The sequence below is a fragment of the Streptomyces sp. NPDC058964 genome (genome assembly GCF_042741275.1).
GTDB lineage: Bacteria > Actinomycetota > Actinomycetes > Streptomycetales > Streptomycetaceae > Streptomyces.
In genome coordinates, this window is sequence record NZ_JBHYKH010000180.1 from 1,926 (window position 1) to 16,194 (window position 14,269).

The following is a 14,269-nucleotide window of genomic DNA, read 5'->3' on the forward strand; positions in this document are numbered from 1 at the left end:
GACCCGCGGCCGGCGCGCGCGTCTATGTTAGGGCACCTGGCGGCGGGGCCCGGGGGGGGGGGGGGGGCGGGGGCTGCGCGGGGGCCCGGGGGGGCCGGGGGGGGGGGCGGGCCCCCGCCGCCGCCACCCGCGCGGTCAGGCGCGCGGGAGTCACTTCCCCGAGGGGGTCAGCCCTTCGTGCCGCCTGCGGTGAGGCCGGCCACCAGGTTCTTCTGCACGAGGTAGAAGAACGCGGCGACGGGTATCGCGACGAGCACGGCCGTGGCGGCCATGAGGTTGCGCTGGGCGTCGTGCTCGCTGACGAAGCTCTGCAGGCCGACCGCGAAGGTGTACTTGGTGTCGTCGAGCATGAACGTCGAGGCGAAGGCGACCTCGCCGAAGGCGGTGATGAAGTTGTAGAAGGCCGCGACGGCGAGACCGGGCTTGGCGAGCGGCAGGATCAGCCGCACGAAGGTGCCGATGGGGCTGAGGCCGTCGACGCGTCCCGCCTCGTCGATCTCGAACGGGATGGTGTCGAAGTAGCCCTTGAGCAGCCAGGCGCTGTAGGGCACCGCGGTCGAGCAGTAGACGAGGATCAGGCCCAGGTAGGTGTCGACGAGCTGCAGGTCCGAGAGGATCTGGTACATCGGCACGATGAGGACGGCGATCGGGAACATCTGGGTGACCAGCAGCACCCACATCAGCTTCTTGTAACCGGGGAAGCGCATGCGGGAGACGGCGTAACCGGTGGAGGCGGCGACCATCACACCGACGACCGTGGTGCCCAGCGAGACGATCAGCGAGCTCTTCATCCAGTCGAAGAAGCCGGTGTGCTGGAGGACGAACGAGTAGTTCGTGAACGTCATCTTGGCCCAGATGCCGCCGGGGTGGAGGTAGTCGTCCTTGTCGGGGCCGAGCGACAGGAAGACCAGCCAGGCGATCGGGAAGAGCGCGATCAGGCACGCGACGATCAGGATGCCGTGGGAGGCGAGGGAGGCGAGGAGGCCGCGTTCGCCACGGCCACGCGCGCGGCCGCGGTTCGGCGCGGCGACGGCCTGGGGGGTCACCGGCTCGGCGGTGATCTCGGGGGGCGTGGTGGTGCTCATCGGGACTCCTGCCTCAGATCGCGAGCTGCTGCTCGTTGCGGTTCAGCCAGCGGCGGTAGAACGAGGTGAAGACGATCAGGATGGCCAGCAGCAGGATGCCGTAGGCGGCGGACTGCGCGAAGTCACGCGGCTGCTGTCCGAAGCCGAGGTAGTAGGCCCAGGTGACCAGGATCTGTGCGTCGGGGGCGGTGTTGCCGAACAACAGGAAGATGACGGCGAACTGGTTGAAGGTCCAGATGATGCCGAGGAGTACGACGGTGGAGCTGACGGACCTGAGGCCCGGCAGGGTGACGTACCGGAAGCGCTGCCAGGCGTTGGCGCCGTCCATCTCGGCTGCCTCGTAGAGGGAGGAGTCGATGGACTGCAGGCCGCCGAGCAGGGAGACCATCATGAACGGCACGCCGCACCAGGTGTTGACCATGATGGCGGAGAAGCGCTGCCAGAAGGTGTCCTCCAGCCAGTCCGGCGCCGGCAGGTGGAGCGTGTGGAGGAAGGAGTTGATGATGCCGCCGTCGGCGAGCATGAAGCGCCAGCCGAAGACGGTGACGAAGGTGGGCACGGCCCACGGCAGGATCAGGACCAGCCGGTAGAAGGTGCGGCCGCGCAGCTTCTGGTTGAGCAGCAGGGCGAGGCCGAGACCGATGCCGTAGTGCAGGGCGACGCAGATCGCCGTCCACGCGATCGTCCAGATGAAGTGCGACCAGAAGCGGTCGTACGACGTCGGGCCGAACAGGATGTCCTTGTAGTTGTCCAGCCCGATGAACTTGTAGGTGGCGTCGATGTGGTTGACGCCGATCGTCCGGGCGGTGTTGAGGCTGCTGGCGTCGGTGAACGTGAGGTAGACGCCGTACACCAGGGGGTAGAGCACGAGCACACCGAGGACGATCGCCACCGGGGCGACCATCGCATAGGCGTACCAGTGCTTGTGGAATCCGTGCTTGAGGCGCTGGCCCAGCCCGGGCCGAGGCGCGCGGTCACCGCGGCGCTTGCCGGTCGCGCGGTCGATGGCGACTGTCATGGTTCGACACCTTCTGGATGAGCGGGGGAAAGGGCTGGGCACAGCCGGTGGCCGCCGGATCTGGCCCCATGATGATGCGGGATGATCCGGCGGCCGGGCGGGGCTTACTTGCTGAAGTCCGGAACCAGCTTCTGGATCGCGAGCTCAGCGTTGCTCAGACCCTTGTCCAGGGACTCCTTGCCGCCGGCGATCTTGGGCAGCTCGGTGTCCAGCGGACCCCAGAGGGAGCCGTACTCGGGCAGCGCCGGGCGCGGCTGGGCGGCGGCGAGGACCGTGCCGTAGCCGGCGATGCCCGGGTTGGCCTTGACCGCGTCCGTGTAGGCGTCGTCACGGGTGGGCAGCGTGGAGTTCTTCAGGGCGATGGTCGACTGGGACTTCGCCGAGGTCATGAAGTTGACGAACTTCAGCGCGGCGGTCTGGTGGGCCTTGTCGGAGCCGGCGTAGACCGAGAGGTTGTGGCCGCCGGTCGGGGCGCCCGCCTTGCCGGTGGAGCCGGCCGGGACGGTGGCGATGCCCAGGTTGGACTGGTCCTTGAAGGCCGAGCCCTTGTAGAAGTTCGTGATCTCCCAGGGGCCCTGGATGATCGAGGCGACCTTGCCGTTGACGAACGCGTCCTGGATGTGCGCGTAGGCGTCCGCGGTGGTGTCGGCCTTGTGCAGGCCCTTGCCGGAGAAGAGGCTCAGCCAGGTGCCGTACGCCTTCTTGGCGGCGGCGGAGTTGACCGTGATCTTCTTGGCGGAGGCGTCGACGGTGTCGGTGCCCTCGCCGTAGAGGAAGGACTGCGCGTAGTAGGCCTGGGTGGAGCCCCAGTAGCCGTCGACGCCCGCCTTGGCCTTGACCTTCGCGGCGTCGGACTTCAGCTCGGCCCAGGTCTTCGGGGCCTCGGTGATGCCGGCCTTCTTGAAGAGGGCCTTGTTGTAGACGAACGCGAGGGTGTCGGTGACGAACGGCACGCCGTACGTCTTGCCCTCGTACTGGGCCTGGGTGATCAGGTTGGACTTGAACTTGTCCTTGTCCGCGAGGGCGTCGGTGCCGTCCAGCGGCAGGAAGTAGCCCTTCTTGGCGAAGGTCGGGGTCCAGCCGACCTCGGAGCGCAGGATGTCCGGCGCGCCCTTGGAGCCGGCGGCGGTGTCGAACTTGTTCTGCGCCTGGTCGAAGGGGACGTTGACGTACTTGACCTTGATGTTCTTGTTGGCGGCCTCGAAGTCCTTGATCAAGGCCTTGTACGTCGGTGCCTCATTCGTGGCGTTGGAGGTGTCCCACCAGGTGAGGGTCACCGGGCCGTCCGACTTGTCACTGCCGCTGTCGCTCCCGCCGCACGCCGTCGCCGTGAGGGCGAGGGACGCCACCAGCGCGGAGGCCGCTATGCCACGCCGCATGAGTTCTCCTTGAGGGTTAAAGCCCGAGTGGTGCAGAGAGCGGTCCCGTCCGCCGCCCCTGCGACTTGCCGACTGCGCCTTTGCGGCCGCCGGGCGTCGAGAACGTAACAGCGATGTAAGCGTTGCGAAAGACCTTGCAGAAAAAAAGTGCAAGAGAACACGGTGGTTACCTCGCCGTGACCTGCGCGCGACCCTGCCGCGACCCCGATTCCGGGCCGATCAGCGCACGATGGGGACAGTTGTGCAAGACTCTGCAAGCTCTTGCTATGCGTCCGGGCCCAGGGGTCATCCCCTTGCGGGCCGGGCGCCGACCAGCCGACCAGAAGGACCGAGGGAGCGCGATGACGCAGCAACCCGCCGTGGGCCGTGGGACCCCTCGCGCACGGCGTCCGTTTGGTGTGCAAGGCGAGGTGCGGCAGGTACAGTCCAGTGCCGTGACCACACGGCTTGCCGATATCGCAGCGCAGGCGGGGGTGAGCGAAGCGACCGTCAGCCGCGTCCTCAACGGGAAGCCGGGCGTCGCCGCCACCACCCGCCAGTCCGTGCTAGCCGCACTGGACGTCCTCGGCTACGAGCGTCCGGTACGACTGCGGCAGCGCAGCGAGGGTCTGGTGGGCCTGATCACGCCGGAGCTGGAGAACCCGATATTCCCCGCCCTCGCGCAGGTCATCGGCCAGGCGCTGACGCGGCAGGGCTACACCCCGATCCTCGCCACGCAGACCCCGGGCGGGTCGACCGAGGACGAGCTGACCGAGATGCTCGTCGACCGCGGGGTGGCCGGGATCATCTACGTCTCCGGACTGCACGCGGACACCACCGCCGACATGCAGCGCTACGAGCGGCTGCGGGCGCAGGGCGTGCCGTTCGTGCTGGTCGACGGCTTCTCGCCGCTGGTGCAGGCGCCGTTCATCTCGCCCGACGACCGGGCGGCCATGACGCTCGCGGTGACGCATCTGGTGTCGCTGGGGCACACGCGGATCGGGCTGGCCCTCGGCCCCAAGCGTTATGTGCCGGTGCAGCGCAAGATCGAGGGTTTCGGACGCGCGATCCAGGACCAGCTGGGGCTGGCCCTGGACGACGTCGAGCCGCTGATCCAGCACTCCCTCTTCAGCCTGGAGGGCGGCCAGGCGGCCGCCACGGCGCTCATCGACCGCGGTTGCACGGCGGTGGTCTGTGCCAGCGACATGATGGCCCTGGGCGCGATACGGGCGGCCCGGCAGCGCGGTCTGGAAGTCCCGCGGGACGTCTCGGTGGTGGGCTTCGACGACTCCGCGCTGATCGCCTTCACCGACCCGCCGCTCACCACGGTCCGCAAGCCGGTACCGGCGATGGGGCAGGCCGCGGTGCGCACGCTGCTGGAGGAGATCGCCGGGACGCCGGCCCCGCACAGCGAGTTCGTCTTCATGCCGGAGCTGGTGGTGCGCGGTTCGACCGCCTCGGCGCCCGGGGAGCGGCACCGCCCCTGATTCCCGGAAAGACCTGGAGTCGTCCTCGGGGGAGGAACTCCCCGTTCCGCACAGTGCGCCGGCGGGAGGCCCCAGAGTCGTCCCGCCGTAGGACGTGCGGCGGGGACCCGACCTTGGGATGATCGGTCGGACAAGCCTTTTCTGGCAGACTCTGTGCCTATGAGTGACTCGACCGTGACAGATCCGGAAGGTCGCGAGCAGGTGACCGTTCCGCGGGCCGTCACGGGCGAGGGCGAGCAGGGTTTCCTGCGCCGGTTGCGCACTCCGCGGCGGCCCCGGCTGTGGTTCGAGGTCCTGCTGATCGCGGTGAGTTACTGGACGTACTCGCTCATCCGCAACGCGGTCCCGGAGCAGCGGGGTGCGGCGCTGCGCAACGCCGACTGGATCTGGCGGAGCGAGAACCGGCTCGGCATCGGCGTCGAGGACTCGGTCAACCATGTCGTGAACTCAGCGTCTTGGCTGATCGTGGGCATGAACTACTACTACGCGACGCTGCACTTCGTGGTGACCCTGGGCGTGCTGGTGTGGCTCTACCGCAGTCATCCGGGGCGCTACGCGGCGACGCGGCTGGTGTTGTTCGCGACGACCGGTGTGGCCCTGGTCGGTTACTACCTGTATCCACTCGCCCCGCCCAGGTTGATGAACGGCGGCCATTTCGTCGACACCGTGATGCTTCACCACACGTGGGGTTCGATGGCCTCGGGCGACCTGAAACACATGTCGAACCAGTACGCCGCGATGCCGTCCATGCACATCGGCTGGTCGCTGTGGTGCGGCTTGACGATCTTCGCGCTGGCCAGGGCGCCCTGGGTCCGTGTGCTGGGCCTCCTCTACCCGGCGACGACACTGCTGGTCATCGTCGCCACCGCCAACCACTTCTGGCTCGACGCGGTCGGCGGCGTCCTGTGCCTCGCCTTCGGCTTCACGGTGGCAGGCCTCTGGTACGGCACCCTGCCGTACGCGCTGCCCCGCGCGGCAGCGGCGAGGGGCGGGCCCCTCCTCCCGAACGAGGCGTGACCACTGCGCGGCCCGGCAGGGGTTCCGGCGCCTCGGCACCGGCGAGTGCACCGGCGGTGATGCCGTGGGGGTTCAGCCGTGGGGGCTCAGCCGTGGGGCTTCAGCCGTGGGACGGCGCCGCCCGGCGGCATCGGCGACCGGCCGCGCCGACGACGGTCGGCGGTTTCACGGCGGACCAGGACCACCGGGGCGGGCACACCCCCTCGCCACCGCACCGCGCAGTCACGGCGGGACCCGGCACGCCACCCCGCACCACCTCACCCGCGGCCCCGGCGAAACCCGCGCATCAGCCGCGCAAGCGCAACCGGGGCCGCGGCGGTACCCCCGGACACCTCACCCCGCCTTCCCGGCCGAGCCGCCGGAGGCTCACGCTCCGTAGAAGAGTTCCTCCACCACCGCCCGTGCCCTGCGGGTCGTGCGGCGGTAGGCGTCGAGCATGTCGCCCGCGTGGCCGGGGCCGTAGCCGAGGTAGCGGCCGACCGCGGCCAGTTCCCGGCCTTCCGAGGGGAAGGTGTCGCCGGCGCGGCCGCGGACCAGCATCACCGCGTTGCGGACGCGGGTGGCGAGGACCCAGGCCTCGTCCAGGATCTCCGCTTCCTCGGTGGGGATCAGACCGGCCTCGCTGGCGGCGGCCAGGGCCTCCCTGGTGCGGGGGGTGCGCAGTCCGGGTTCCGCCCACCCGTGCTGGAGCTGGAGCAGCTGGACGGTCCACTCGACGTCGGAGAGGCCGCCGGGGCCGAGCTTGGTGTGGAGTTTGGGGTCGGCGCCGCGCGGGAGGCGTTCGGCCTCCATGCGTGCCTTCAGGCGCCGGATCTCGCGCACCGCCTCGTCGCCGAGGCCCTCGGCCGGGTAGCGCAGGGGGTCGATCAGCTCCATGAAGCGGCCGGCCAGGCCCGCGTCCCCGGCGACGGGTTCGGCCCGCAGCAGTGCCTGCGACTCCCAGACCAGGGACCAACGGCGGTAGTAGGCCGCGTACGACTTCAGGGTCCGCACGGGCGGGCCGGACTTGCCCTCGGGGCGCAGGTCCGCGTCGATGAGGAGGGGCGGGTCGGCGCTGGGGACCTGGAGCAGGCGGCGCATCTCGGCGACCACCTTGTTGGCCGCGTCCGTGGCCACCCGCTCCTCGACGCCCTCCTGCGGCTCGTGGACGAAGAGGACGTCGGCGTCGGAGCCGTAACCCAGTTCGTTGCCGCCGAACCGGCCCATGCCGATGATCGCGAAACGGGTGGGCAGCGTATCGCCCCAGCCGTCGCGCACCACGGCCCGCAGCGTGCCGGCGAGGGTCGCCGCGGTGAGGTCGGAGACGGCGCGGCCGACGCGGTCGACCAGCGCGCCCTGGTCGGGCTCGGCGGGGTTCGTCTCGGTGCCGTAGGAGTCGACGATGTCCGCGGCGGCCGTACGGAACAGTTCACGGCGGCGCACGCCCCGCGCGGCGGCGACGGCCTGTTCGGTGTTCTCGGCCCGGCCGACCGCGGCGAGGACCTCCTGTTCGAGGTGGGCGCGTCCACGCGGTTCCAGCCCGCTGCCCCCGTCGCCGTCGCCGAGCAGCGCCACCGCCTCGGGAGCGCGCATCAGCAGGTCGGGGGCGAGTCGGCCGGCCGACAGGACGCGGGCCAGGTTCTCGGCCGCCGCGCCCTCGTCCCGCAGCAGCCGCAGGTACCAGGGCGTCTTGCCGAGCGCGTCCGACACCTTGCGGAAGTTGAGCAGACCCGCGTCGGGATCGGCGGAGTCCGCGAACCAGCCGAGCAGCACCGGCAGCAGGGTGCGCTGGATGGCGGCCTTGCGGGTGACGCCGGACGCCAGCGCCTCCAGGTGACGCAGGGCCGCTCCGGGGTCCGCGTACCCGAGGGCGACCAGGCGTTCGCGGGCGGCCTCCGGGCTGAGCCGGGCCTCGCCGGGGGCGAGCTGGGCGACGGCGTCGAGCAGCGGGCGGTAGAAGAGCTTCTCGTGCAGCCGCCGCACGACACCGGCGTGCCGTTTCCACTCCCGGGTCAGCTCGGCCACCGGGTCGGCGCGCAGGCTCAGGGAGCGGCCCAGGCGGCGCAGGTCGGCCGGCTCCTCGGGGACGAGGTGGGTGCGGCGCAGCCGGTAGAGCTGGATGCGGTGCTCCATGGAGCGCAGGAAGCGGTACGCGTCGTCGAGCCGGGCGGCGTCGTCGCGGCCGACGTAGCCGCCGACGGCCAGTGCCTGCAGGGCGTCCAGGGTGGTGCCGCTGCGCAGGGAGGCGTCGGCCCGGCCGTGCACCAACTGCAGCAGCTGTACGGCGAATTCGACGTCCCGCAGACCGCCGGGGCCCAGTTTCAGCTCGCGCTCGATCTCGGCGACGGGGATGTTCTCGACGACACGGCGGCGCATCTTCTGCACGTCGGGGACGAAGTTCTCCCGCTCGGCGGCCTTCCAGACCAGGGGTTCGACGGCGTCGACGTACTCCGCTCCCAGCGCCAGGTCGCCGGCCACCGGGCGGGCCTTGAGCAGTGCCTGGAACTCCCAGGTCTTGGCCCAGCGCTGGTAGTAGGCCAGATGGCTGCTGAGCGTGCGCACGAGGGGGCCGTTGCGGCCCTCGGGGCGCAGATTGGCGTCCACGGGCCAGATGGACCCCTCGACCGTGGTCTCCGAGCAGATCCGCATCATGTGCGAGGCGAGCTTGGTGGCGGACCGCAGCGCCTTGCCCTCGTCGGCGCCGTCCACGGCCTCTCCGACGAAGATCACGTCCACGTCGGAGACGTAGTTCAGCTCGTGGCCGCCGCACTTGCCCATCGCGATCACCGCGAGCCGGCACAGCGCGGCGTCGTCGGGCGCGGCCGCCCGGGCGATGGCGAGGGCGGCGCGCAGGGTGGCGGTGGCGAGGTCGGCGAGCTCGGCGGCGGTCTGGGCGACGTCGGTGGTGCCGCACACGTCACGGGCGGCGATGGAGAGCAGGCAGCGGCGGTAGGCGACGCGCAGCGAGACCGGGTCGCCCGCCTCGGCGAGACCCCGTTCGAACTCCTCCACCCCGGGATGCAGGTCCCGCGGCTCGTAGGTGACGAGCGCCTCCCAGTCCCGCGGGTGCCGGGAGAGGTGGTCGGCGAGGGCCGCGGAGGCGCCCAGGACGCCGAGCAGGCGGTCGCGCAGGGGCTTGGCCGCTATCAGCGTGTCGACGAGTTCGCGGTGGGCCGTGGGGCCCGGCTGGGCCTCCAGGAGCCGCACCAGGCCGTGCAGGGCGAGGTCCGGATCGGCGGTGGCGCCCAGCGCCTCCAGGAGCACGGGGTCGTTGCGGACCAGGTCGAGTCCGGCGCTGTCCAGGAGCCGCTCGGCGGCCGACGGGTCGGTGAATCCGTGCCGCAGCAGCCGCGTGAAGGTACTGCTCCTGCGCCCCGGCGTCATCCGCGGCCTCCCCTCGGATCAAGGTCGTCTGGCCCGAGCCTAACCGCAGAGCCGGAAGGAAGCCCCGGGGCGGAGCGCGATGAGTTCCGCGGGCGCGCCCGGTCTGTACTGGGAAGGGACCGTCGATCCGCAGGGAGGCGTCATGCGGGAACCCCAGGGCGAGCTGGACCACCGTTACAGCGGCGGGGACGCCGTCGCGCCCGCCTGGTCCGAGGCCGAGGAGCTGCTCCGGGCCGCCGAGCTGTACTGGATCTCGACCGTACGGCCGGACGGGCGGCCGCATGTGACCCCGCTGCCCGCGGTCTGGGCGGACGGGGCGCTGTACTTCTGCACCGGCCCCGAGGAGCGCAAGGCCCGCAACCTGGAGCGGAACCCGCACGTCGTGCTGACGACGGGCACCAACACCTGGGACGAGGGCTACGACCTGGTGGTGGAGGGCGAGGCCGTGCGGGTGTCCGCCGAGGGGCGGCTGCGCGGACTCGCCGATGCCTGGGAGGCGAAGTACGGCCCGTTCTGGCACTTCGAGGTGCGTGACGGGGCCTTTCACCACGGTGGCGGACAGGCCGTCGTGTTCGCCGTGTCACCCGGGACGGTCTTCGGATTCGGCAAGGGGGAGCCGTTCAGCCAGACGCGGTGGCGGTTCGGGTGAGCCGCACGGCCCGGGGAAGGGGCTTCTCCATGGGCACGACCGTCGCCGGACGTACGAGGGGCTGACCCGCCGCGGGCCCGAGGCCGGCCGCTGCACCGGGTGCCGGCCCGAACCGGCTCTGCGGAAGCGGTAGTTCACTCGGTCTTCATCCGCCGGGTTGAGTGATGTCGGGCGGGGGAATGTCGGCGTGTGCATGCTCTGTCCGCACCGCCAGCCCCGTCCTTCCCCCACCGGAGGTTGATGTGTCCGGCAGTACTGCCAGTCCGGCGTTCCGCCGTGCCCGCGCCCTCGTGGCATGCGCAACGGCCTTCACCGCGGCCGCGATCGGGCTGTGGACCGGTCTCGGAGGCGGGTCCGCGCACGCCGCGGGCGACGTGCCGACCCCGGACCACGTGGTCGTGGTGGTCTTCGAGAACCACGCCTACAGCCAGGTCCTCGGCTCCTCCAGCGCCCCCTACATCAACTCGCTCAAGACCGGCGGCGCCAACCTCACCCAGTCGTACGCCCTCACCCACCCGAGCCAGCCGAACTACTTCGCCCTGTTCTCCGGCTCCACCCAGGGCATCACCGACGACAGCTGCTACACCCCCGGCTTCTCCTCGGCAGCCAACCTGGCCTCGGAGCAGATCGCGGCGGGCCGCAGCTGGGCCAGTTACAACGAGTCGCTGCCCAGCCAGGGTTCGACCACGTGCAGCAGCGGCAACTACGCGCGCAAGCACAACCCGTGGTTCGGCTTCGGCAACGTACCGACGTCGACGGCGAAGACCTTCGCCCAGTTCCCGGCCGACTACTCGACGCTGCCTCAGATGTCGTTCGTGGTCCCCGACCTGTGCAGCGACATGCACGACTGCTCGGTGTCGACCGGCGACACCTGGCTGAAGAACAACCTGGGCGCCTACGCGACCTGGGCCAGGACGCACAACAGCCTCCTGGTCGTCACCTTCGACGAGGACAACCGGCTCAGCGGCAACCGCATCCCGACGGTCCTGTACGGCCAGCCGGTCACGGCCGGGTCGTCGTCCTCCACGACGTACAACCACTACGACCTCCTCCGCACCCTGGAGGACACCCAGGGCCTGAGCGCGCACGCGGGCAACGCGGCCTCCGCGCAGGACATCACCGGCATCTGGGCGTCGTGACGTGTACGTAGCGGACAGCCGCGCGAGCTCCCCGAGCGAGCCGGCGTGCGCGGGCGGCGCCGGCCGGCCCCCCCCCCGGGGGGGGCGCGGGGGGGGGCGTCGGCGCTCGACGCGGGTTGCGCGAGAGCCTGCTTGGAGCTGGTCACTGTCCGAGCACGTCCTTGATCTCCTTGGTGGCCGCGTCCCAGCCCTGGGCCGGGGACTTGCCCTTCTGCTCCACCTGGAGGATGCCGACGTCGGTCAGCGCGGTGTTGATCGGCTGGTCCTTGGTGCCGAAGTACTGCGTCGGGATCGTCTTCGCCGAGTCGGAGAAGATCTGCGTGATCGGCGCGTCCGAGAAGTACGCGGTCGTGTCCGTGGCCGGCTTCAGGGTGGCGTACGCCGACGGGGTCGACGGGAAGCTGGCCTGCTTGGCGAAGACCTTCGCCTGCTGCTCGGGCGCGGTCAGCCACTTCGCCAGGGCGATGGCCTCCTTCTGGTGCTTGCCCGCGGTCGGCACGCCGAGGAAGGAGCCGCCCCAGTTGGCCGCGGTCGGCGCCGCCGCCACGTCCCAGTTGCCCTTGCCGGAGTCACCCGACTTCTGCTCGATGTAGCCGATCATCCACGCCGGGCAGGCCACCGTCGCGAAGGTGCCGTTGGCGAAGCCCTGGTCCCACGGCTTGTCGAACTGCTTGAGCTTCGCCGACATGTTGCTGGTCGCCACGCTCATCGCGACGTTCCAGGAGGACTTCACGCCGGAGGACTTGTCCCAGACGATGTTGCCGTCCTTGTCGTAGTAGCGCTCGCTCGCGCCACCGAGGGCCGCGTTGTAGACGGAGGAGGCCGAGTCCACGAACTTGGTGCCCTTGGGCGCCTTCTTCATGTACTCCTTGCCCACGTCGACGTACTTGGCCCAGTCGCCCTTCCACTGCTCGGCGAGCTTGGTCCGGTCCGTCTCCAGTCCGGCCTTCTTGAACAGGTCCTTGCGGTAGCAGATCGCCATCGGACCGATGTCCGTGCCGAGGCCGATCGTCTTGCCGTCCTTGGTGGTGGCCTGGGCGAGCTTCCAGTCCAGCCACTGGGACTTGTCGACCTCCTTGCCGAGGTCCACGAACTTGTCGGCCTGCGTCTGCACGGCCTCGGTGATGTTGCCGACCTCGATGGCCTGGATGTCGTCGGTGCCGGAGCCGGCCTGGAGGCGGGTGAGCACCTTCGGCCAGTAGACGTCGGTGCGGGTGGTGACGTTCTCCTTGATGTTGATGTCCGGGTGGAGCTTCATGTACTCGTCGTAGAGGCCGGCCTGCTTGTAGCCGAAGACGCCGAAGGTCCCGATGGTCAGCGTTGTCTTACCCTTGCCGTTGCCACCGCCGTCCGAGTTCGACGAGCCGTCGTCCGAGTCCTTGGAGCAGCCGGCCAGCAGCCCTGTGGCCAGCGCGGCGACGGCCGCGAAGGCCACCAGCCTGCGGGACCGTCCAATGCTCGTGCGCATGTGCGTCCTCCTGTTGCCTGACGTGCCGACCCCCCGGCCAACTGCACTGTTGGGCCCGTTCGTACTGCTGCGGCTCGGGCGGGGAACGTGCGGGATGTGTATGTGTCAGGTACTGTGGGAGCGCTCCCACAGATGATGTGTTGAAGGGTCGCCGGTTCCAGCGAGGGTGTCAAGGGAGTCAGCGTGGCGAGACGCGTTCAGTTATCGGCCTGTTAGCTAACCCGGCGAGGTGCGCGATCGGCGATCACTGTCCGGGGGGCGACTGTTAGATTCCAGGCCAGCGGCATGAACAGTCGAGGGAGGCGGAGCCCATGGCAAGCCACGGAACGCGGGGGCGCAGTGGTGGTCGGCCCACCCTCGAAGAGGTCGCCGCGCGGGCCGGCGTCGGCCGCGGCACGGTCTCCCGGGTGATCAACGGCTCGCCGCGGGTCAGCGAGGCGACCCGAGCGGCCGTCGAGGCGGCGGTCGCCGAGCTCGGTTACGTCCCGAACACCGCGGCCCGCGCCCTGGCCGCCAACCGCACGGACGCGATCGCCCTGGTGGTTCCCGAGCCGGAGACCCGGTTCTTCGCGGAGCCGTACTTCTCGGACATGCTCCGCGGTGTCGGCGCCGAACTGTCCGAGACCGAGATGCAGCTGCTGCTGATCTTCGCCGGGAGCGACCGGGAGCGCCAGCGGCTCGCCCAGTACCTGGCCGCGCACCGGGTGGACGGCGTCCTGCTGGTCTCGGTCCACGCGAACGACCCGCTCCCCGACCTGCTGTCGCAGCTGGAGATCCCGGCGGTGATCAGCGGTCCGCGCTCGGCCGCCGAGACGCTGACCTCGGTCGACTCGGACAACTACGGCGGCGCCCGCTCCGCCGTCGAGCACCTGCTCGCCCGTGGGCGCGGCACGATCGCCCACATCACCGGCCGCCTCGACGTGTACGGCGCCCAGCGGCGCGTCGAAGGCTACCGTGACGCGCTGCGCGAGGCGGGTCACGAGGTCGACGAACAGCTCATAGAGCCCGGCGACTTCACCGAGGAGGGCGGCCGCCGCGCGATGGCGAGGCTTCTCGAACGCAGCCCGGGTCTGGACGCGGTCTTCGCGGGCTCGGACGTGATGGCGGCCGGCGCCCGCCAGGTGCTGCGCGAGGCGGGGCACCGCATCCCCGACGACGTGGCCCTGGTCGGGTACGACGACTCGGCCATCGCCCGGCACATGGATCCTCCGCTGACCAGCGTCCGGCAGCCCATCGAGGAGATGGGCCGCGCGATGCTCGACCTGCTCCTGACGGAGATCGCCGACCGCCGCCCGGCGGCGTCCCGGGAGCTGGAGCGCCGGCACATGGTGCTGCCGACGGAACTGGTGGTGCGTACCTCGTCCTGAACTCCGTCGGCCCCAACCCCGTCAGCCCTTGGGGCGTACGGCGTCCCAGCCTCGTTCCAGCAGGTCGAACGCCGCGTCGACGGCGGCGACCGGGCCGGGGAGGGGCCGGCCAGGGCGCAGGCCTCCGGGGCGGAGTGGGCGAGTGCCGCGCAGGCGGGCTCGTCGGCGGCCACGCGGGTGGCGGCCTTCTTCCGCTCGCGGCGGTCCGGCACCGGTCCGGCAGTCGGCTCGCTCATGGCCGCAGGTACCGCGCTGGGTCGTCCCGCCCCATACGTGCATCGGGTTGCACCCACTTGCCGGTGTGCGGGAAAACGAATC

Annotated in this window: 10 protein-coding genes; 5 read left to right on the forward strand and 5 right to left on the reverse strand. The window is 70.6% G+C overall.

Annotated features, from left to right (window positions below):
* Nucleotides 1–167: 167 nt before the first annotated feature.
* From ACFW2E_RS22270 to ACFW2E_RS22280, 3 genes are all read right to left on the reverse strand, one after another.
* Nucleotides 168–1,085 carry a sugar ABC transporter permease gene (locus tag ACFW2E_RS22270; RefSeq protein WP_384468812.1) on the reverse strand — a complete coding sequence of 306 codons (918 nt, stop codon included), beginning with the start codon at nucleotides 1,083–1,085 and terminating at the stop codon, nucleotides 168–170.
* A 13-nt stretch (nucleotides 1,086–1,098) separates the two neighbouring features.
* Complete coding sequence (locus ACFW2E_RS22275; protein ID WP_384468813.1) at nucleotides 1,099–2,103, reverse strand: carbohydrate ABC transporter permease; 1,005 nt, start codon at nucleotides 2,101–2,103, stop codon at nucleotides 1,099–1,101.
* A 104-nt stretch (nucleotides 2,104–2,207) separates the two neighbouring features.
* Complete coding sequence (locus tag ACFW2E_RS22280; RefSeq protein ID WP_384468814.1) at nucleotides 2,208–3,482, reverse strand: extracellular solute-binding protein; 1,275 nt, start codon at nucleotides 3,480–3,482, stop codon at nucleotides 2,208–2,210.
* Nucleotides 3,483–3,916: 434 nt separating this feature from the next.
* Here ACFW2E_RS22280 and ACFW2E_RS22285 point away from each other — a divergent pair, with 434 nt between their 5' ends.
* Nucleotides 3,917–4,948, forward strand: coding sequence for a LacI family DNA-binding transcriptional regulator (locus tag ACFW2E_RS22285; RefSeq protein WP_384468815.1), 1,032 nt, complete (start codon nucleotides 3,917–3,919; stop codon nucleotides 4,946–4,948).
* A gap of 159 nt (nucleotides 4,949–5,107) precedes the next feature.
* A complete protein-coding gene (locus ACFW2E_RS22290) occupies nucleotides 5,108–5,965 on the forward strand; it encodes a phosphatase PAP2 family protein (RefSeq protein ID WP_384468816.1) in 858 nt (285 codons plus the stop codon).
* 366 nt (nucleotides 5,966–6,331) lie between these two features.
* Here ACFW2E_RS22290 and ACFW2E_RS22295 read toward each other — a convergent pair whose 3' ends face one another.
* A complete protein-coding gene (locus tag ACFW2E_RS22295; RefSeq protein ID WP_384468817.1) occupies nucleotides 6,332–9,328 on the reverse strand; it encodes a bifunctional [glutamine synthetase] adenylyltransferase/[glutamine synthetase]-adenylyl-L-tyrosine phosphorylase in 2,997 nt (998 codons plus the stop codon).
* A gap of 142 nt (nucleotides 9,329–9,470) precedes the next feature.
* Between ACFW2E_RS22295 and ACFW2E_RS22300 the strand changes: the two genes are divergently transcribed.
* Both ACFW2E_RS22300 and ACFW2E_RS22305 read left to right on the forward strand, forming a co-directional pair.
* Complete coding sequence (locus tag ACFW2E_RS22300; RefSeq protein ID WP_384468818.1) at nucleotides 9,471–9,977, forward strand: pyridoxamine 5'-phosphate oxidase family protein; 507 nt, start codon at nucleotides 9,471–9,473, stop codon at nucleotides 9,975–9,977.
* A gap of 242 nt (nucleotides 9,978–10,219) precedes the next feature.
* Complete coding sequence (locus tag ACFW2E_RS22305) at nucleotides 10,220–11,116, forward strand: alkaline phosphatase family protein (RefSeq protein WP_384468819.1); 897 nt, start codon at nucleotides 10,220–10,222, stop codon at nucleotides 11,114–11,116.
* Nucleotides 11,117–11,258: 142 nt separating this feature from the next.
* On the opposite strand, the gene ACFW2E_RS22310 is transcribed toward ACFW2E_RS22305, so the two are convergent.
* Entirely contained in the window at nucleotides 11,259–12,584 is a 1,326-nt protein-coding gene (locus tag ACFW2E_RS22310; protein ID WP_384468820.1) for an ABC transporter substrate-binding protein, read from the reverse strand.
* 311 nt (nucleotides 12,585–12,895) lie between these two features.
* On the opposite strand from ACFW2E_RS22310, the gene ACFW2E_RS22315 reads away from it, so the two are divergent.
* Complete coding sequence (locus ACFW2E_RS22315) at nucleotides 12,896–13,951, forward strand: LacI family DNA-binding transcriptional regulator (RefSeq protein ID WP_384468821.1); 1,056 nt, start codon at nucleotides 12,896–12,898, stop codon at nucleotides 13,949–13,951.
* The last annotated feature ends 318 nt before the right edge of the window (nucleotides 13,952–14,269 follow it).

Excerpts from the sequence above, each read along its gene's own strand:
- ACFW2E_RS22270 (WP_384468812.1), bottom strand. The coding sequence starts at position 1,085 with ATGAGCACCACCACGCCCCCCGAGATCACCGCCGAGCCGGTGACCCCC.
- ACFW2E_RS22275 (WP_384468813.1), bottom strand. The coding sequence starts at position 2,103 with ATGACAGTCGCCATCGACCGCGCGACCGGCAAGCGCCGCGGTGACCGC.
- ACFW2E_RS22280 (WP_384468814.1), bottom strand. The coding sequence starts at position 3,482 with ATGCGGCGTGGCATAGCGGCCTCCGCGCTGGTGGCGTCCCTCGCCCTC.
- ACFW2E_RS22290 (WP_384468816.1), top strand. The coding sequence starts at position 5,108 with ATGAGTGACTCGACCGTGACAGATCCGGAAGGTCGCGAGCAGGTGACC.
- ACFW2E_RS22295 (WP_384468817.1), bottom strand. The coding sequence starts at position 9,328 with ATGACGCCGGGGCGCAGGAGCAGTACCTTCACGCGGCTGCTGCGGCAC.
- ACFW2E_RS22300 (WP_384468818.1), top strand. The coding sequence starts at position 9,471 with ATGCGGGAACCCCAGGGCGAGCTGGACCACCGTTACAGCGGCGGGGAC.
- ACFW2E_RS22310 (WP_384468820.1), bottom strand. The coding sequence starts at position 12,584 with ATGCGCACGAGCATTGGACGGTCCCGCAGGCTGGTGGCCTTCGCGGCC.
- ACFW2E_RS22315 (WP_384468821.1), top strand. The coding sequence starts at position 12,896 with ATGGCAAGCCACGGAACGCGGGGGCGCAGTGGTGGTCGGCCCACCCTC.